This is a genomic window from Tenacibaculum aiptasiae (assembly GCF_008806755.1).
Taxonomy (GTDB): domain Bacteria; phylum Bacteroidota; class Bacteroidia; order Flavobacteriales; family Flavobacteriaceae; genus Polaribacter; species Polaribacter aiptasiae.
The window spans coordinates 90,446-110,682 of sequence record NZ_WAAU01000037.1 but is presented as its reverse complement, the minus strand read 5'-3'; the positions used below and the strand labels follow the sequence as shown (position 1 = coordinate 110,682).

At 30.3% G+C, this 20,237-nt stretch carries 18 protein-coding genes; 10 read left to right on the top strand and 8 right to left on the bottom strand.

Going from position 1 to position 20,237, the window contains the following annotated elements; translation table 11 throughout:
- Positions 1-353 precede the first annotated feature (353 nt).
- The 9 genes from aroC (at position 354) to F7018_RS17885 (ending at position 9,494) form a co-directional block, all read left to right on the top strand.
- Positions 354-1,415: a chorismate synthase gene (gene aroC, locus F7018_RS17925; RefSeq protein ID WP_150901481.1), complete on the top strand. Its 1,062-nt coding sequence runs from the start codon at positions 354-356 to the stop codon at positions 1,413-1,415.
- A gap of 273 nt (positions 1,416-1,688) precedes the next feature.
- Entirely contained in the window at positions 1,689-2,759 is a 1,071-nt protein-coding gene (locus tag F7018_RS17920) for a PA0069 family radical SAM protein (protein WP_150901480.1), read from the top strand.
- The gene (locus tag F7018_RS17915; protein WP_150901479.1) at positions 2,756-3,292 is read left to right on the top strand and encodes a Crp/Fnr family transcriptional regulator; all 537 of its coding nucleotides are present in this window, start codon (positions 2,756-2,758) and stop codon (positions 3,290-3,292) included. The genes F7018_RS17920 and F7018_RS17915 overlap by 4 nt, the downstream gene beginning before the upstream one ends.
- 51 nt (positions 3,293-3,343) lie before the next feature.
- A complete protein-coding gene (locus F7018_RS17910) occupies positions 3,344-3,892 on the top strand; it encodes a DinB family protein (protein WP_150901478.1) in 549 nt (182 codons plus the stop codon).
- A 202-nt stretch (positions 3,893-4,094) separates the two neighbouring features.
- Positions 4,095-4,997: a helix-turn-helix domain-containing protein gene (locus F7018_RS17905; protein ID WP_175578775.1), complete on the top strand. Its 903-nt coding sequence runs from the start codon at positions 4,095-4,097 to the stop codon at positions 4,995-4,997.
- Positions 4,998-5,100: 103 nt separating this feature from the next.
- Positions 5,101-5,676 carry a nuclear transport factor 2 family protein gene (locus tag F7018_RS17900; protein ID WP_150901476.1) on the top strand — a complete coding sequence of 192 codons (576 nt, stop codon included), beginning with the start codon at positions 5,101-5,103 and terminating at the stop codon, positions 5,674-5,676.
- A gap of 1 nt (position 5,677) precedes the next feature.
- Positions 5,678-7,843, top strand: a complete 2,166-nt coding sequence (locus F7018_RS17895; protein WP_150901475.1) for a DUF5916 domain-containing protein — start codon at positions 5,678-5,680, stop codon at positions 7,841-7,843.
- Between the two features lie 81 nt (positions 7,844-7,924).
- Positions 7,925-8,980, top strand: coding sequence for a helix-turn-helix domain-containing protein (locus tag F7018_RS17890; RefSeq protein WP_150901474.1), 1,056 nt, complete (start codon positions 7,925-7,927; stop codon positions 8,978-8,980).
- A 94-nt stretch (positions 8,981-9,074) separates the two neighbouring features.
- Positions 9,075-9,494, top strand: a complete 420-nt coding sequence (locus F7018_RS17885; protein WP_246175244.1) for a nuclear transport factor 2 family protein — start codon at positions 9,075-9,077, stop codon at positions 9,492-9,494.
- Positions 9,495-9,541: 47 nt separating this feature from the next.
- Here the strand turns inward: F7018_RS17885 and F7018_RS17880 are convergent, their stop codons facing one another.
- From F7018_RS17880 to F7018_RS17850, 7 genes are all read right to left on the bottom strand, one after another.
- Positions 9,542-10,435 (bottom strand): hypothetical protein, encoded by an 894-nt coding sequence (locus F7018_RS17880; RefSeq protein ID WP_150901473.1) that lies wholly within the window; start codon positions 10,433-10,435, stop codon positions 9,542-9,544.
- Positions 10,419-11,621, bottom strand: coding sequence for an Ig-like domain-containing protein (locus F7018_RS17875; RefSeq protein WP_150901472.1), 1,203 nt, complete (start codon positions 11,619-11,621; stop codon positions 10,419-10,421). Before F7018_RS17875 ends, F7018_RS17880 begins: the two co-directional genes overlap by 17 nt.
- 123 nt (positions 11,622-11,744) lie before the next feature.
- Positions 11,745-13,382, bottom strand: a complete 1,638-nt coding sequence (locus F7018_RS17870; protein ID WP_150901471.1) for a pyruvate dehydrogenase complex dihydrolipoamide acetyltransferase — start codon at positions 13,380-13,382, stop codon at positions 11,745-11,747.
- 7 nt (positions 13,383-13,389) lie between these two features.
- Positions 13,390-14,385, bottom strand: coding sequence for a pyruvate dehydrogenase (acetyl-transferring) E1 component subunit alpha (gene pdhA / locus F7018_RS17865; protein ID WP_150901470.1), 996 nt, complete (start codon positions 14,383-14,385; stop codon positions 13,390-13,392).
- Between the two features lie 142 nt (positions 14,386-14,527).
- A complete protein-coding gene (locus tag F7018_RS17860) occupies positions 14,528-15,205 on the bottom strand; it encodes a hypothetical protein (RefSeq protein ID WP_150901469.1) in 678 nt (225 codons plus the stop codon).
- A 67-nt stretch (positions 15,206-15,272) separates the two neighbouring features.
- Complete coding sequence (locus F7018_RS17855) at positions 15,273-15,938, bottom strand: M15 family metallopeptidase (protein WP_150901468.1); 666 nt, start codon at positions 15,936-15,938, stop codon at positions 15,273-15,275.
- A 77-nt stretch (positions 15,939-16,015) separates the two neighbouring features.
- Positions 16,016-17,227, bottom strand: coding sequence for a peroxiredoxin family protein (locus tag F7018_RS17850; RefSeq protein WP_150901467.1), 1,212 nt, complete (start codon positions 17,225-17,227; stop codon positions 16,016-16,018).
- A gap of 198 nt (positions 17,228-17,425) precedes the next feature.
- Here F7018_RS17850 and F7018_RS17845 point away from each other — a divergent pair, with 198 nt between their 5' ends.
- Positions 17,426-17,866, top strand: a complete 441-nt coding sequence (locus tag F7018_RS17845; RefSeq protein ID WP_150901466.1) for a hypothetical protein — start codon at positions 17,426-17,428, stop codon at positions 17,864-17,866.
- A 76-nt stretch (positions 17,867-17,942) separates the two neighbouring features.
- Here F7018_RS17845 and F7018_RS17840 read toward each other — a convergent pair whose 3' ends face one another.
- Positions 17,943-20,171 (bottom strand): M1 family metallopeptidase, encoded by a 2,229-nt coding sequence (locus F7018_RS17840; protein ID WP_150901465.1) that lies wholly within the window; start codon positions 20,169-20,171, stop codon positions 17,943-17,945.
- Between the last annotated feature and the right edge of the window lie 66 nt (positions 20,172-20,237).

Below are 20,237 nucleotides of genomic sequence, written 5' to 3'. Positions count from 1 at the left end.
TCAAGACCGCCGCATTCGACCACTCTGCCATTTCTCCTGACTAGCACTCAAGATATTTCCTTGATTGCGGGTGCAAATATAGTATCTTTTTTTAGTTCTGAAAAAGAAAAAGACGGATTTTTTAATGAAAATTAAGAGTTTTTTGAATGTGTAACCGTAAGTTTTTTACTATCAGTAAGTTTGGTGCTGTGATTTTTTTTACTTTTTTTTAAAATTGAGTTTTCATTAGGTTGAAAAAGAAAAAATAAGTCATCAAAAATCTTTTTTACAGCCATATTATTTGAATAATAATGGTTTTTTCATTGCAATTATTCAGGGTAAATAATTTACTTTCGTCTTAAAATAAAGAAAACATGTTTAATTCATTTGGAAATATTTTAAAAGTAACCACATTTGGTGAATCACATGGTACTGCAATAGGAGGAGTTATTGATGGTTTTCCTGCAGGTATGGAAGTAGATTTAGAGGCTGTTCAATATGAATTAGACCGACGTAAACCGGGGCAGTCAAAAATTGTAACACAGCGTAAAGAACCAGATACTGTTGAGTTTTTATCTGGAATATTTGAAGGTAAAACAACTGGCGCCTCTATTGGTTTTGTAATTAAGAACACCAATCAGAAAAGTAAGGACTATAATCATAATACTAACGTGTATCGCCCATCTCATGCCGATTATACCTATGATAAAAAATATGGTATAAGAGATCATAGAGGAGGAGGACGTACTTCTGCTCGTGAAACAGCCAATTGGGTTGTAGCGGGAGCCTTGGCTAAACAATTAATAAAGCACATTAATATCAACGCCTTTACATCTTCTGTAGGTGATATTTTTATGGTAAAGCCTTATCAAGATTTAGATTTTTCAAAAAAAGAAAGCAATATAGTACGTTGTCCAGATGAAGCATCAGCAGAACAAATGATTGAAAAAATCAATCAAATAAGAAAAGCAGGTGATACTATAGGAGGTACTATTACTTGTGTAGCTCAAAATATGCCAGTTGGTTTAGGGGAACCTATTTTTCATAAGTTACATGCAGAATTAGGAAAAGCGATGTTGTCTATAAATGCAGTAAAAGGTTTTGAATTTGGAAGTGGTTTTTGTGGAGCTAAAATGCAAGGTTCAGAGCATAATGATATTTTTAATGAAGATGGAACAACGAGGACAAATCTTTCAGGAGGAGTGCAAGGAGGAATATCTAATGGAATGGATGTGTATTTTAGAGTAGCATTTAAACCTGTAGCTACCATTATGCAAAATCAAGAAACGATAAACTCAGAAGGAGAAGCCACTGAAATACATGGAAAGGGACGTCACGACCCTTGTGTAGTTCCAAGAGCTGTCCCTATTGTTGAAGCTTTAACCGCTTTAGTATTAGCAGATTTTTGGTTGCTTGATAAAATGAGAAGAGTTTAAAAAAGCTTATAATATTTTAATAGATAAAAAGAACGATGAGAAATTTAGTTACTAATTTTCTCATCGTTTTTCTTTTATAAATATGGAATTTTGAATATTGTTAATAAGCTATTCAAACATTAACATTTTCATGTTTCTTTTTCCTGTAATTTTATAAAGTCACTTCGAGTGATTCCGTTTTTCTATCGGAATTAGTTGTCGAGAAGTTTTCTAACGTGTTCTCGATAAAATCATTCTAAAGACATTTTTTATATAATTTTATTGAGACTAAAAATGGAGGACTACATTAAAGGACGTGGTGCACAGCATAATACCCATAATAAATTTTTGCAGCATCAACATGAGGTACTAGACGACTTTTTAAATTATTGTGAAGTAGAAAACGAAAAGGCTGACAATAATAAAACGTCGTACTTAGAAATTTATCCCAAAACTATTTTAAACAAAGTAACGAGCCCCGATATAGGATTTACATATTCAATGAATCCATACCAAGGATGTGAACACGGATGTATTTATTGCTATGCAAGAAATAGTCATGAGTATTGGGGATATTCAGCAGGATTGGATTTTGAAAGAAAAATTTTATACAAAGCCAATGCAGCAGAATTATTAGAAAAAAAGCTACGAAGTAGGAGTTGGGAAGCACAAAATATTATGTTGTCGGGAAATACGGATTGTTATCAACCCATAGAAAAGAAGTTAAAAATTACACGAGCGATGTTAGAAGTGTTACTAAAGCTAAAGCATCCAGTAAGTATAATTACTAAAAACTCATTAATACTTCGAGATTTAGACATTTTAAAAGAAATGGCTTCCATGAATTTGTTAAGAGTAAGTATTTCAATAACCTCCTTATCAGAAGAAACAAGAAGAGCGGTAGAACCAAGAACTGCAACCATAAAAAAGAGATTTGAAACGGTAAAAGAATTGGCTAAGAATGGAATTCCAGTAAATGTTATGATGGCACCCATTATACCGTCAATAAATAGTCATGAAATTATACCTTTAGTAAAAAAGGTTAGTGAATTAGGAGCAAAGTCAGTTGGTTATACTGTGGTGCGTTTAAATGGTGCTATTGGAGAGATATTTACCAATTGGGTACAAAAAGCATATCCCGATAGAGCAAACAAAATTCTACATCAAATAGAAGACTGTCATAACGGAACCTTAAATGATTCAAGATTTGCAACTAGAATGAGAGGAGAAGGAAAAATAGCTGAACAAATAACAATGCAGTTTAAGCTAGCTAGAAAACTGTATTTAAAAGAAAGTCATTTTCCTCCGTTAGATTTTACTAAATTTGATAAACACCAAACCAATCAATTGAATTTATTTACATGAACCCGTTAGAAAAATTGTTAGCAGCATTAGAAGGAGAATGGGAAAAAGAAATTACGCTTAAGCGAAACGAATTCTTGGTAAATCAAGGAGATACGAATACCAATTTATATTTTGTGAAAGAAGGAAGTTTACGTGTTTTTATTGATGATGAGGTAGAAGAACATACCATAAGGTTTGGGTATAGAAATTCAATAATAACCGCTTTGGATTGTTTTTTAACTGAACAGCCGACCTCTTTTTTTATTCAAGCCTTAAAGAAATGCGAATTGAAAGTAATTTCTAAAGAACGATATATGCGTTTTATTAACTCTGCGAAAGAGTATGAGGAAATTTGGAAAAAACTGTTGGAGAGTTTTGTGTACCAGCAAATAGAAAGAGAAATAGACTTGATAACCTATTCACCACAAAAACGATTTGAACGAGTATTTAAAAGAAGTCCACAAGTATTTCAAGAAATACCACAAAAGTACATAGCATCTTATTTAAGAATGACACCAGAAACATTATCGAGAATATTAAAAACTCTTGATTAGGATCAAGAATTATAATAGTTAAAAGTCTCAATTTTGAAATAAAAATAGAGAATGGTTTTTAAAGTAACAGATTTACTTACAGAATTAGAACAATATGTAACAGCACATATTGAATATGCAGAAGCCTTACAAAAGGAGTCAGAAGCAAAACTTCAATCTAAAAAAAATGAGAAATCTTGGTCAGTTTTAGAATGTTTGGAACATTTAAATTTATATGCAACATTTTATAATCCAGAAATAGCAAAAAGAATGAAAAGTTCTAAGTATCCGATATCAAATACATTTACATCAGGATATTTAGGGAATAAGTTTGCTATAGATATGTTGCCTAAGGAAGGAATGAAAACAATGAACACTTTTAAAAGTAAAAACCCGATATATTCTAAATTAAATAAAGAAGAAGTATTACAGCGCTTTATAACGTTTCAAAAAGAACTTTTAGAATTGTTAAAAGTTGCAGCTAATAAGAACTTGACCAAAACTAAAACAAGTATAACTTTACCTTTATTAAAGTTGCGATTAGGAGATACTTTTCGATTTGTAATTTATCATAATGAGCGTCATATAGTACAAGCAAAAAAAGTATTTAATGAACTTTAAAAAGATTATAATTCATTATTTTATATTTTAGTCGAAGTTTAGACTTTATAAAATTGTAATGAATTTTAGTAACCCAATCATATTTTTTCTTTGCTCACTAGGTGTGTTTAACGGTTTTTTAGTGAGTATTTACTTCCTGTTTTTTAATAAACAAAAAAGAATACAAAATTTTTGGTTTGGGTTATTAGTCTTGTTTTTAAGTTTGCGAATAGGAAAGTCTGTTTATCGAATTTTTGCACCACAAGATCAAATAGATTTATTGGTTATGCAAGTAGGTTTATCAGCTTGTTTTTTAATAGGAGTAACGTTATTTTACTATATAAAATCATCTATAGAGAATAGAAAGACGCTTCCTAAATCATGGATTATTCATTTTAGTATTCTTTTTTTATTTGTAACAATTGTAGGAATAGTAAAACCCTATATAGGAAATGATGAATTTTGGGGAAACTTTATTTGGGTAATTTATGGAGTTTGGGGTGTGTACATTTTAGCTTCTTCTTATCTTTTAAAAGATATTGTAAAGAAAATATTTTCTAAAACAAGCAAATGCACTACAGCAGAACTTTGGTTGATAGGAGTTGTTTTAGCAAATGCTTTAATTTTTATAGCCTATATTGTAGGGTATTTCTTTCTGTATTTAGTAGGAACCATTACTTTTTCGGTAGTGTTTTATGTATTGTTGATTTTCTTTTTATCGAAGAAGAACAGAGAAACTATTTTTCAAGATATTCCAGAAAAATATGCTGCAAAAAAAATACAAGATAATGAAGCTTCATTGCTAATTGAAAAGTTAGATGCTTTAATGAAACAAAAAGAATTGTATAAAAATAGCAATGTTAAACTGCTAGATATTGCGAAAGAATTACAGATTACACCTCACAAATTATCACAATTATTGAATGATAATATAGGAAAAAGCTTTGCAGCATTTTTAAATACTTATAGAATTGATGAAGCAAAGAATATTTTAAAAGAAAACACCAATTTAACATTAGAAACTGTAGGTTTTGAAGCAGGATTTTCTTCAAAATCAAACTTTTATGCTACGTTTAAAAAGCAGGTCGGATTAACACCTGCGCAATATCAAAAACAGTTTTTGTAGTATAAAATTCTCCAGAATTATAATCTAGGACAACTGAATTATAATTAATCATTTCGTTTTTAGATGCTTTTAAGAAGTTTGGGTAAAACTAAAAATCTAAAAGATGAAAACTACATTTATTATTTGCCTAACGTTTACTCCTGTTTTATTTGGATTTCAAAAAGAACCTATAAATAAAGAATTTTTACAAGCTAATGTATATGGGAATAGAGTTATAAACAAGTCAATTATTAATTATGATAAGAGTTTTGTTTCCGATGATCGATTGTTCTATGAAAGTTTAATAAGTACTAAAACAGAAACACCTGATCAAAAATTAGTCAAGAAAACACTTCAAAATTATATTTCTGGAAGTTCTTATAATAAGCTCGAATTAATAAAAAGTGCTTTTGCCTCAAATGCTACATTATATTTAACCGGAAGACAAGGGTTTAAAAGATATACACCTGAAGAATATGCTAATTTCTTTAAGAATGGAGAAGCAGGGAAATTTAATGGCAGAGAAGGAAGAATATTAGAATTTGAAATTACAAAAGACATTGCAACAGCTAAAGTTGAAATTGCAGGCCCTAAACGAAAATGGGTATATATAGATTTATTCTTATTGAAAAAAATAGAAGGAAACTGGAAGATTATAAGTAAAACAGCTACAAAGGTTAGTGAAGTAAAAGCTAATTAGAATGAATAAAGTTTTTGTTTTATTATTTTCAATGTATTCAGTTATAGTATTAGGTCAAGTATCAAAATCTACGATACCGTTTATTAATACAGATATAGAGTTAGACGGAAAACCAAATGAAGCCGTTTGGAAAAGACTACCTGAGGTAACCAATTTTCATAATTTAGCACCTACAGATATAGGTTTAGCTGAAAATCAAACTTCTGTAAAGTTGTTTCATAATGGAAAGAAATTATTTATAAATGCTATTTATAAGGACTCAACACCCAAAATTCAAGTTAGTTCTTTGAAAAGAGATGTATCTATTGCATTAAGCGATGCTTTTATTATCGTATTTGATACTCAAAATCAACAACAAAGCGGATACTTATTTGCAAGTAATGCTTATGGTACACAAGTAGATGCTTTAGTAGAAAAAAGGAATCAAGGATACGGATTGAATTTTAGCTGGAGTACTATTTGGGAGGTTAAAACATCTCAAAAAGGGAATCGCAAAATTTATGAAATAGCAATTCCATTAAAATCATTAAACTATAATAAAGACAATGCTGTTTTTGGAATTCAAATGTATGTTAGAGATATTAAAAATAATTCTTGGACAATAATGACCGATTTGTCTAGAAACTATCCAACTTTTGATTTACGTTTTACCAGACCTTTTACAATAGAAAACTTACCCGATAAAACAGTTTCAAGGTTTGCTGTTGTTCCGTCAGTTACGGTAAACTATCAAAAAGATGTAGAGAATAATAGCGATAAAACAGATTTTACTCCGAGTTTAGACGTACAATATAATGTAACTTCATCATTAAAATTAGATGTGACCTTAAATCCAGATTTTTCTCAAATTGATGTTGATCAACAGGTAACTAATCTTACACGTTTTTCAGTGTTTTTTCCAGAGCGTAGAAATTTCTTTTTAGAGAATGCTGATTTATTTTCCAATCTAGGAGTTAATGGTATAAATCCTTTTTACTCAAGAAAAATAGGAGCGAGTAGTAATATTGATTTTGGTTTGAAATTATCAGGAAATGTTTCTTCTAAAACAAGAATAGGGGTTTTAAATGTTCAAACTGAAAAAGAGTTAGATAATCCTTCACAAAATTATGGGGCATTTGTAGCAGAGCAGCAATTATCTAAAAACTTTACTACAACAGGTTTCTTAATTAATAGACAAGAAACAAATGGTTTTAGTTTTAAAAACGATTATAATAGAGTTGCTGGTGTTAATTTGAATTATAAATCGGATAATAATAAATGGATAGGATTGGCTAATTATGGGAAGAGTTTTAATGATGGTATTTCTGGTGATAATAACTTTTATAATCTAGGGGTTTGGTTTAATAAACGAGGACTTTCATGGAATGCATCTCTTAGAAACGTTCAAAAGAATTATATAACAGATGTTGGTTTTACGCCAAGGTTGTATAATTATGATGCTATAAATGATGAGGTGTTTAGAGAAGGTTATAAGCAAGTTTCAGCGGGAATTCAATATGTGAAGTTTTATGATGAGTCTAAAAAATTGAATAGAATTCGCTATATGAATTACGATAATCAAACGTATTTTGATCAAAATGGAAAGTTGAATCAAGCATCACACTTTTTTAATTCGGCAGTATTTTTCAAAGATTTATCAGCTTTATATTATGTGTTTAATTATGATGTTATTGATTTAAAATATGGCTTTGATCCTTTACGAAATGGAAATGCATTACAACCCGACACCTATCGTTTTGGCTTATTAAAATTAGGCTACAATTCAGCCAATAATCAAAAACTACGATATAGATTTAATGTTCAGAAAGGAAATTATTATTCGGGAGATAGAATTGCAGGAGGTGTTTATTTAAATTATCAGTTATTGCCTTTTGCTAATATAGAAGCGTCCTATGATGTTAATTCTATCGATTTAAAAGAACTAGGAAAGGAAACTTTTCATTTAACGAGGTTTACAGGAGAAATATTTTTTAATACACGTTTAAACTGGACAACCTATGTGCAATATAATACTCAACAAGATAACTTTAATATAAATAGTCGACTTCAATGGGAGTATAAGCCATTATCCTATGTGTATTTGGTTGTAAGTGATAATCTTAATAAAAACTTTCATAGGAAAAACTGGGGAATTGCTTTTAAAATGAATTATAGGTTTGATTTTTAGATATATAAATTACATAATTAAAAAACGCTCGGTAATCCCGAGCGTTTTTTATTATTTTTGATTATAATTAAATATAAGACTTTGACTAATCAGCTATTATTTTTATTAAGTGCAATTGGCGGTTTAAACGGTATTTTATTAAGCGCATATTTTGCTTTTTTTATAAAAAATAGAAATCGTTCTACTTATTTTTTATCAGCTTTAATTTTGGCTTTAAGTATTCGAATAACAAAGTCAGCTTTTTTATTTATAAATCGAAATATTTTTGAGTTTTTTATAGAGTTTGGTTTAATAGCTTGTGCTTTAATAGGTCCTTTTTTATATCTCTATATCAAGGAAACTAAAAGAACTACAGTAGCTAAAAAATCATATACTTGGTTATGGCATGTTATTCCTGCTATAGTTATAATGGTTGTTTGGTTTTATTTTTACCCATATAAAAAGAATAAAGGAAAATTATGGGGCTTAGGATTTATGTCGTTTGGTTACTTGTTGTATACACAGTGGTTTATTTACATTTTAATATCAGGGTATTTAATAAAGGATAGTTTAAAAAAGTTGTTTTCTAAAAATGAAAAGCTAACAGATAAAGAGTTTTGGTTAGTTAATTTGGTTTTAGGAATAGGAATTGTTTGGTTGGCTTATAAAACGGTAAACTATACTTCATATATAGTTGGAGCTTTATCGTTTTCATTTATTTTCTATTTGTCTTTAGTTATTTGGTTTATGAGAAGAAAAAAAGCAACTATATTTTTTGAAGAAGAGGAAAAGTATAAATTTAGTTTGATATCAGATGAAGAAGCTGTTTTAATAAAAAAGAAGCTATCTGAAGTGTTTAAAGAAAAAACTTTGTTTAGAAATCATACTGTAAAACTAAAAGATTTAGCTAAAGAGATTAATGTTACTCCACATCAATTATCACAATTTTTAAATAATAATCTACAAAAGTCATTTAATCAATATATAAATGAGTTTAGAGTAGAAGAGGCAAAGAAAATATTAAAAACGAATAATAGTTTTACTTTAGAAGCTATAGGTTATGAAGTAGGATTTTCTTCAAACACTACATTTTATGCTGCTTTCAAAAAAGTAACAGGAAGTACACCTGCTAAGTATAGAAAGCAATTTAAAGCCTAAATTTTATTCAGAATTATAATATTGAAGAACTTCAAAGTACAAAAATTAGTTGTTTGTCTTTGGTTTTTAGAAGTTTGAAGAAATATTTATAATTATGAAAAAAACAGTAACCTTATTAATAATGATTTTGGCTATTCAAACTGTCTTAGGGCAAACTGAAATAGAAAAGATAAATGCAACTCTTTTAAATTATATTGAAGGAACTGCAAATGGAGAACCAGAAAGAGTTCGCAAAGCTTTTGATGAAAATTTAAATTTATATCATATCAAAAACGATACTTTAGTAACATGGAAAGGAAAGAATTATGTAGATAATATAAAACTAGGGAAAAAGAAAAATAGAATAGGACGTATTGTTTCTGTAGATTATGAAAATGATGCGGCAATGGCTAAAGTTGAAATTTTAATGCCTAAATGGAAAAGAATATATACAGACTATATGATGCTTTTAAAAATAAAAGGTGAATGGAAAATAGTACATAAATCATTTACTTATCGAAAATATCCAGAATAAAAAAGCTCGCTATTAGCGAGCTTTTTTATGATAACTTAAGAATGTTCTTATTTTATATCTAAGAAAATTCCTGCAGTAAATGATGGATTAGCAGCAATAACTCTTCCAGAAAATGCCGAGTCAAAACCAGCAGAAACTCCTAGCTTATTTGTTATATAATAAGCTCCTTCAAACCCAAAGCTTGTATATTCAACATTATTTGCAAAAATACTTCCATTACTGTTAGCAGCATTTAGCGTTCCATTTTTGAAAGATTTTACAAGGTTTAAACGAGTTATAATCCAAAATTTTTTGTTGAATAAGTTAAGACCAGCTTCTAGTCCTCCTCTAAATTCGTCTGAAAAACCTTTTGATCGATTGTTATATCCAATATGCGTTTTTGCATAAAAAGGTAAACCATTAAATGCTGTAGAATAACCTAATGAAGTAGATAAATATTGATTGAATTCTCCATCTCCTGTTTGGTAACTTCCATCACTACCACCAGAATCATCACCAGTTGGTAATCCTAAAAGTAGCTTTACATCTGCGGCCCATTTTCCTTTTTTGTAAAAAGCATATCTAGCACCAAAGTCTACATCACCAAAAGAGTTAAAAGATTCTCCATTTTGAATTACGTTATTGTTGGTTCCAGAAATTTGATTGTTTTGAGCTGCTCTTGAAAAAAACGGAACATAAGCAATTAAGTCAATTTTATTCGTAAGTCCATATTCAGCATAAACATTAGTGTTGAATTGTGTTCTTGTTACATTTGGATCTATTGCTCCAGTATTTGTATAATGCTGATCTGATTTTAAATACCATGCAGATAATTTATAATAACCTTTTCCTTTTCCTTTAGACCATTGTGCAAATAATGAATTTGAACAAGTAATTATTAAGCCTAATAATATGATATATTTTTTCATTTCTTTGTTTTCTAAATTATTTAATTTCTGCATCTCCAACTTTTACACTAAATGGTTTACACCAATATAATAAGTGGTTAAAATCATCTATTCCAGTATTTTTAATAGTATAGGTATGCGCACCATTAAATACAGTAACTTTTTGTATTTCTTTAGCTCCACCTACTGTATTAGGATTGTTTGTCATGTATAAGTATAAACCTGGTAATGCTGTAGAAGCATTGTAGTCTGCATTAATACTTAATTCTAAATCGTTAGTACCAGGGATTTCTTTTAATGTAAACGTTCCAGATAAAGCATAACTACTAGTAGTTTTAATTGTCCCAGATTTTTCTTTTGGAGCACTGCCTGTTATTGTTAAAGTATTATCGTCTGTAGTTGTATTACCATTTAAAGTTACACTAGCAGTAATGGTAACATTTCCAATAGTATTAGCAGTAACTAAACCAGTGGAAGAGACGCTAGCTATGTTCGAATCAGAACTAGACCAAGTTATTTGTGGAGTTTGTACTTGACCAGTTTGATCAGTATATGTAGTAGTATATTGGTGTGTTTGATTAGTGTTAGCATCTAATTCAGTAACAGGATTATTAATTGTTAACCTTTCAGCTATACCAACTACGGTTAATACATCTTCTGTAGAAATAGCATTACCATTTATAGTAACTGTGGCAGTTATGGTTGCATCACCTAAAGCTACAGCTGTAATTAAACCACTACTTGAAACTGATAAAATGGCTGAATTAGAACTAGACCATGTTACTGGATGCGTTTCATTTTCGCCTAAATCGTTTGTATAGGTTGTTGTGTATTGGTGTGTTTTATTTATAGTTAAATTCTGTAATAAGTTATTAATTTCTATTTTAGGCTGAGCTTTAACAACAGTAATTTCATTTTCATTCGTAACTACTTTACCTTCAGAGGTTGTTACGGAAGCTGTAATTGTTGAGGTACCAATTTTTAAAGCAGTAATTAAACCTGAGTTAGAGACGGATATGATATCTGGGTTTGAAGTTGTCCAAGTAACGGTAGGGGTTTGTACTTCACCAACATTATCTGTGTATTTGGTATTGTATTGAAAAGTATCTTTAATGGTAAGCTCTTGAATAGACGTGCTAAATGCTAGTTTTTCATCAACTCTATCGTTTATAATGTCATTTTGAACACAACTTTGTAATAGTATTATTGATAGTACTAGTAAGGTTTTTAAATGTTTCATTTAATTTTTTTGATGGGTTATTTAACCCTCAGTTTGTCGAAAAAAAAATGATACATTACATGTAAAAATAAAAAACTCGGAATTTTACATTCCGAGTTTTTTTATTATGATATATGAAAAACGTTACGCTAACATGGTAACAGGGTTTTCAATATAAGTTTTTAAAGTTTGTAAGAATTGAGCTCCTACAGCACCATCAACAGTTCTATGATCACAAGCTAATGTTAATTTCATTGTGTTACCAACTACAATTTCTCCGTTCTTTACTACTGGTTTTTGTACAATAGCTCCAACAGATAAAATCGCTGAATTAGGTTGGTTAATAATAGAAGTAAAGCTTTCAATACCAAACATTCCTAAGTTAGAAACAGTAAAAGTACTTCCTTGCATTTCTGCAGGAGTAATTTTCTTATTACGAGCTTTACCTGCTAACTCACGTACTGATGCACCTATTTGAGTTAAACTTAAAGCGTCTGTATGTTTTACAACTGGAACAACTAAACCTTCATCTACAGCTACAGCTACACCAACATGTATATGAGAGTGTACTAATGTAGAATTGTCAGTCCAGCTAGTGTTTACTTGTGGATGTTTCTTTAATGCCATAGCACAAGCTTTAACTACCATATCATTAAAAGATATTTTAGTGTCAGGTATAGCATTAATTGTTTTACGAGAAGCCATTGCATTATCCATATCTACTTCAATGTTTAAGTAGAAGTGAGGTGCAGAGAACTTAGAGTTTCCTAATGCTTTTGCAATTGCTTTACGCATTTGAGAATTCTTAACTTCAGAAGTATTTTCTTCACCAGCAATAGCAAAATTAGTTACAGCAGCTGGAGTAGAAGTTGTACTAGTAGTTGCTGTTGCTTCAACTTTGGCAAAAGGAGTAAAGTTTTCAACATCTTTCTTAACGATACGTCCGTTTTCTCCAGAACCTTTAATATCGGCTAAATTGTAACCTTTATCTTTTGCTATCTTTTTAGCTAGAGGAGAAGCAAAGATTCTACCTCCGCTTGTATTAGTGTTTGTTACTTCGGCAGTTGTTTTAGGAGCTTCAGAAACTTTTTCTTCAACTTTAGGAGCTTCTTCTTTACTAGGAGCAGCTACATCTGCACTTGTTAAAGCACCAGATTTATGAGCTTCTAATAGAGAAGAAACGTCAGTTCCGGCAGCTCCAATAATAGCTAATAAACTATCTACTGGTGCGCTTTCTCCTTCGTTTACACCAATGTGTAATAAAGTTCCTTCGTGGAAAGATTCAAATTCCATAGTAGCTTTATCCGTTTCGATTTCAGCTAAAATGTCTCCTTCCTCTATAGAGTCACCTACACTTTTTAACCAAGAAGCAACAGTACCTTCAGTCATAGTATCACTTAAACGAGGCATTGTTATTACTTGTACTCCTTCAGGAATAGCTACTGCAGCACTTTCAGTTTTAGTTTCAGTAGTTGCTTTTGGAGCTTCTTCTTTTGTTTCAGCTGGAGCTGAACCTCCATTTAATAAAGAAGAAATATCTTCACCTTCTTCACCAATAATAGCAAGTAAAGTATCAACAGGAGAAGTTTCACCTTCTTGTACTCCAATATGTAATAAAGTACCTTCATGGAAAGATTCGAATTCCATAGTAGCTTTATCCGTTTCGATTTCTGCTAAAATATCACCTTCCTCAACTTTATCACCTACATTTTTTAACCAAGAAGCAACAACTCCTTCTTCCATCGTATCGCTTAAGCGAGGCATATTTATAATTGTAGCCATAGGTCTTTTACTTAGATTTTATAAATGGGTAATCTTCTTGTTCGTATACCATATCGTGTAATTGGTTTAATTCAGGATATGGAGAATCTTCAGCAAATTGCTCACATTCTTTAACTAAATCTTTTACCTCTTTATTTATAGCTTCGATTTCTTCATCTGAAGCATAATTATTTTCTTTTATAATGTCTAATACTTGTGTAATAGGATCTATTTTCTTGTACTCTTCAACTTCGTCTTTAGTACGATAGTGTTGAGCATCAGACATAGAGTGTCCTCTATAACGGTATGTTTTCATTTCTAAGAAAGTTGGTCCTTCACCACGACGAGCTCTTTGGATAGCCTCATCTACAGCTTCAGCAACTTTAATAGGGTTCATTCCATCAACAGGTCCACAAGGCATTTCATAACCTAAACCTAATTTCCAAATATCAGTATGATTTGCAGTTCTTTCTACAGAAGTACCCATTGCATACCCATTGTTTTCAACAATAAATATAACTGGTAACTTCCAGTTCATTGCCATATTGAATGTTTCGTGTAATGAACCTTGACGAGCTGCTCCATCACCAAAATAACAAAGTGTTACAGCATCATTACCTTTGTATTTATCTCCAAAAGCTATTCCAGCTCCTAATGGAATTTGACCACCAACAATACCGTGACCACCATAAAAACGAAATTCTTTTGAAAAAATGTGCATTGAACCTCCCATACCATGAGACGTTCCTGTAGCTTTACCATATAACTCGGCCATAACTCGTTTAGGGTCTTCACCCATACCTATTGGCTGTACGTGATTACGGTATGCAGTAATCATTTTATCTTTAGTTAAGTCCATTGCATGTAATGAACCTGCTAAAACAGCCTCTTGACCGTTATATAAGTGTAAAAAACCTCTTACTTTTTGTTGAATGTAAACAGCTGCTAGTTTATCTTCAAACTTTCTCCAAAATAGCATGTCTCTATACCAATTGATATAGGTTTCTTTGGTGATTTTATTCATTATATATTAGTTGTTTATTTAACGTTTGTTTGTTTTACTTCTTATAAAACGTAACTACAAAAGTAAGTAGTTTTTGGTAATTTAAAAAAAGTTCTTATTAAAAGTTGCTGTAAGGTTTTCGTAACGTTAAAACAGCCTGAAGTTATTCTTTTTCTTTTGCTATTATTATCGAAGCTTTTGCTCCTGTAGCTAAGTTCCATTGATTGGCAGAAATTAGCATTCCTGTATCATTGAAAATTTTAAATCCTGCAGTATTAGGGCCAGATGTTCCCTGATTTAAAGCTAAAATTTCTATAGTATTTACTCCTTCGTCTAAAGGAATGTTAAATGATTGGTAACGTTGTTTTAATACAATATTACTAACAACAGGAATACCATTGATTAAAATAGTTACTTTATCTCCATCAGGATATTGGAAATCTCTACATATAATATTAACACTTTTAGATTTTGTGCTAAAACTACCCAAGTCTTGATCAATAACAGGGTATTGATACATTCCATTTATTTTTTGAAATGCTTTTAAGTATTTTTCTTCTGCGATTTTAGCTTTTGTTAAAATTCCTTTGTTTTCAAGGTTTCTTTCAGCTTGCTTTTTTTGTAACTCTTTTTGTTGCTTAGTATGTGCGGTTTTAAAACCGTTATCGTTCTTAAAGTCTAAAGATTTAGGTTTTTTAACTTCTTTGGCTGGTGCAGCTTTAAATCCAAAGGAGGAAACTCCTTTTTTCTCACCTCCTGAAGAGTTGTCTAACTGAGCAAAACTATTAGTATTTATTGTAATTAGACCAAGAATGAATAAAAAATGTATAGCTCTTTTCATATAACGTAAATCTAAGCAAATATAATGCCGATATTGTTTGTTTGTCTAAATAAAGCGTTAAAAATTACTACTTTACTGGGAATTTAAAATAAGTTTTAGGAAAAGGTTCTCCACGTAATGTAAAATGCCACCATTCGTTAGTATAGGGTCTAAAACCGTTTTTTTTCATTAATCTTTGTAATAACTGTCTATTTTCTTTTTGCTTCTTTGTTAGTTTTGAATAAGTAATGTGTGAAGAAATTCCAAAAAAATCATATGGACTCCCCATGTCTAATTCTTCATCTGTTTTTGAATTTACTATGGTTAAATCTACAGTACTACCTCTTGAATGTCCAGATTTAGATGCGATATATCCTAATTTGAATAAATGTCTTTTATTTATGCTAGGATAGTATTGTTGTTTCATCAAAGTATCATTAATTACTCGTGCCCATTTTACAAAATGATTTACAGCAGTTTGTGGACGATAAGCATCAAAAATTTTAAGGCTTAATCCTTTTTTTTGTAATTCATCTTGAACTTTTTTCAAAGCTTTAGCGGTTTGTGTTGTGGTAATAATTACATCTTTTTCATATCCATCAATTGGTTTTCCTATAAAATTATTACTAGAACAATATCTAAGCTCTTTTTTTATAGAAGGAGCTATGTTTTTTAGGTATGTAAATCCTTTAGGTAAATCTTGTGCTTGTGTAGCAAGAGATAAACATAATGCTAAATAAAAAATCCATTTCATAGGGTAAAAGTAATGATTTAAACTTTGACTGTATTATTGAAAGGTTATTAAAAAAGTAATTAAAAATATGTATGCTGTTATTCGTTTAATAAAGTATTTACAAAGTTTTTAAATTCATGTTTAAATTCGATATATTTTTTTCCAGTAGCAGGGCCATTAAAACCTGTATGTATTTTTCGAACAATTCCCTTTTTATCTATAAATATTGTGGTAGGGTAGGAAAGGATATGATTTAACATTGGTAATTTTTTTGCAGCATCTTTTTTGTCTGCCCCCCCATATTGTGCTAATAATATTGGATAAGTAATATTCAATCGTTTTTTTAGACGTTTAATTTTTTCAAAAGCTTTTTCTTGAGTTTTATCAGTTTCAAAAGCTAGTGCTACAAATTTTAGATTTGTGTTTTTATTCTTTTTTAAATATTCAGCGTAATATTTACTTTCATCTAAACAGTTAGGACACCATGTACCCATGATTTGCACAATTACAACTTTGTTTTGAAATTGCTTGTCCGAGTATGAAATCAATTCTCCATTTTCATTAGGGAAAGAAAAGTTGAAGTTTTTATAACCATCTTTTAAACTTGTTAAAGAATTTTCATCAGGTAATTCATAATCGTTATTTAGTTTGGCAATAAAAGGTTCTTTCCAGTGATTTCCTGAGTAAAAATTACCAACCATACTTGAGTCGTTAACTTTAGCAGTGAATAAAAAAGCATGTGCTCCATCAAATGTTGAAAGTTTTAAAGAGTCACCATCTACAACACCTTCTAGATAACGATAATCACCAGTTGTAGTTCTAAAAGTACCTTTTACTTTATTTTTCTCTTGTGTAAATATTCCTTTGGCAATGTATTTATCATTTTTATTGTTTGGACTAAAAATGGTTTCCCATTGTCCTGTTATATTGTAGTTAGGTTTGTTTTTTGAATCAAACCTTTTATAACTAGCCACAGTTGAGAAAGGGACAATTCTGTTTAAACTAGGTTTTATAAAGTATCCGTTTAGTTTTTTATTAGGATGGATTTTTGCTGCAATATAACCTTCAAAAACTGGAGTTTGAATATAAACAGAATCGTTTTTGTATGTAATTTCATCTACTTCTATAACTTCATCTGCATTGTATATTTCTATTGAATTATTTTCTTTTACTTTAAAAATAAAAGGAAGTTTTTGTTGGTCTTGAACTTTTAAAATAGCTCTATAATTTCCTGTTTCTAATATGTTAGAAGCTGGTTTATTACAAGAAAGGAAAGTTATAAGGCTTATAATAGAAAAAAAATATTTCATAAAATTTAAAAAGATTGATAGCTCTAAAGTACTATTTTTATTCTGTAAAAATGAGGAAGATAAGATGAAATATTGAGGCTTCATTTTGTTGTAAAAGAACCTTTGAAAAAGAGAAGTATAATTTTTTATTTATTAAAACGTTCTTTTATTTAATTATAATCAAATATATTTAGATCGAACTTTAAACCCTTAAACTTTATGAAAAAACTATTTTTTTTAGCAACCTTATTTTTTTCTGTAGTATCGTATTCCCAAATTGAATTTGTAGAATCAACAAAAGTTGATATTGTTGGGCAAGTAGAATTTGTATACTTAGAAAAAGTAGGAGATAATGAATCGTATAATTTATTTTATAAAAACATTAATAATCCAATAAATGAATATGTATTCTTTTCATTTAATAATACGGATAATGATGTAGAAAAATTACATCAAATTATGTTAAGAGGTTTTGAAGAAATGCCTAGAAATAAATTTCAAATAAAAGCTAATGGAGATGTAATTTTCTTTAAGTATGAAAGAGGAGATGATGGTGAAATGAGAATGCAGATTCAACAGTATGTTAGTAGAGATCCAGATGTAATGACTGTTTCTAAATTTTTAACATTAAGTGAAGTTAATAAATTATTTCAGAAATAATATTCTTAACTTTTTTACAAAAAAAAACGCAGCTTATTAGCTGCGTTTTTAATATATAAACGATAGATAAAATATATTATCCTTTTACTTTATTTTTAAATTGGTCAAACTTATTAGCTGTTTTCTTTGGCCAGCTATTGTTTGAAGTATCAGTATCAGCAGTCTCTAAGTCTGGATCTACAACAATACTTTTAATTTCTTTATCTGAAGAAAATACTCTGTATACTTTATTATCGTTTTTCATCCATATTTGAGCAGGGAAAGTTTCACGTTTCTTAGTCCCGTCAGCATAAGTTAATTCTACAATAATAGGCATTACTAATCCTCCAGGTTTTTCAAATTCTACCTGATACATATATTTAGGTAAAGCTTTTAAGTTTGCTTTCTTATCAGCAGGTAATCCGTTAATGTATGCTTCTACATCAGATGAATTAGCATCTTCTTTTTTAGTGGTTAAGAAAACTAACTTACCTAAACGAGCAAAATAATTTGGATATTGTTCTTGTAATTTTTTAGTTCTTTCGTTAGGTTTGTCTGTTAAGTATAATGGTTTAACCTCTTTAATACCTATGTCGGTATAGTCAGTTGTATAAAACCATCCTCTCCAGAACCAGTCTAAATCCATACCAGAAGCGTCTTCCATTGTTCTAAAGAAATCTGCTGGAGTTGGGTGTTTAAACATCCATCTTTTAGCATAAGTTCTGAATGCATAGTCAAATAATTCAGGTCCCATGATTGTTTGACGTAACATATATAAACCAGCAGCTGGTTTAGTATAAGCATTAGGTCCAAAGTTTTTAACATAATCACCTTGTGCCATGATTGGAGTTAAGTTCTTTTGATCTAAACTCATGTATCTTACAATGTCCTTAGGTAAGTTACCAGTATTAAAATTAGGATCGTAGTCTAATTCAGCTAAAATTTCAACAAAAGAGTTTAATCCTTCATCCATCCAAGTCCATTGACGTTCGTCAGAATTTACAATCATAGGGAAGAAGTTATGTCCAACCTCGTGTGTAATTACACCAATCATTCCGTTCTTAACTCTGTCAGAATAAGTTCCATCAGGGTTAGGACGTCCATAGTTAAAGCAAATCATAGGATATTCCATTCCTTGATTTTTAGCATGTACAGAAACAGCTTTAGAATATGGATAGTCAAAAGTCATTTTAGAGTACTCTTCTAAAGTATTAGCTACAACTCTAGTTGAATGCTCTTCCCACAAAGGATTTCCTTCTTTAGGATATAATGAAACAGCCATAACGTTTTTACCGTTAATATTAACTGCCATAGCATCCCAGATATATTTTCTTGACGAAGCAAAAGCATAATCACGAACGTTTTTAGCTTTAAAGTGCCAAGTTTTAGTTTTTGTAGTACCTTCTTTTTCGTTAGCTTCAGCTTCTTCTTGCGTTACTATAAAAACAGGATCTTTGTATGACTTTTTAGCTTTAGCCCAACGCTTACGTTGTTCTTTGGTTAAAACATCTTTTTCGTTTTGTAACTCTCCAGTAGCGTCAACAATATGATCAGCTGGTACAGTTAACTTAACATCATAATCACCAAATTCTAAAGCCCATTCGCTGCGTCCCCAAAATTGCATATTTTGCCATCCTTCTACATTATCATATACAGCTAAACGAGGGAAAAATTGAGCAATAGTATAGTTTTTGTTTCCGTCAGGAAATGATTCAAAACCAGAACGTCCACCATCTTCAACAGAGTTGTTGATAAGGTAATGCCATTTAATTCTAAATTTAAAAACTTCACCAGGAGCTAATGCTTTAGGTAAATTAATACGCATCATTGTGCGGTTAATCGTATGAGATAAATCTCTTCCGTTAAGATATTTTACAGCATCAATTTTATAACCAAAATCTTTTGGTTTTCCCATGTTTTTTGAAACAAAACCTTCTGGAGTTTGGAAACTACTAGCTCCTTCAGATTTTGCTAATGGAGTTTTTGAATCTGGAGCACGCATGTTTTGATCTAATTGTACCCATAAATATTCTAAATGATCTTTAGAATTATTGTGGTACGTAATAGTTTCATCTCCATATAAAGTATTATTAGCTTCATCTAAACGCAAGTCCATTACATAATCCACTTTTTGTTGTGTGTATGCATGTCCGGGAGCACCAGAAGCAGTACGCTGATCGTTAGGTGTAGCCAATACATCTTTTAATTGACGAAACTTATTTTGATCAGTATGACCCTTTTGAGGCTCCTTTTTATTTGTTTCTTGTGCAAATAAAGAAGCGGAAACAAAAAGAGCCGAAAATAGTAACGTAGAATATTTTCTCATTGTTTGTTTTGATTGATTTTTATAAAAATATGTGCGGAAAGTTACTGAATTTTGATTGCTAGTAAG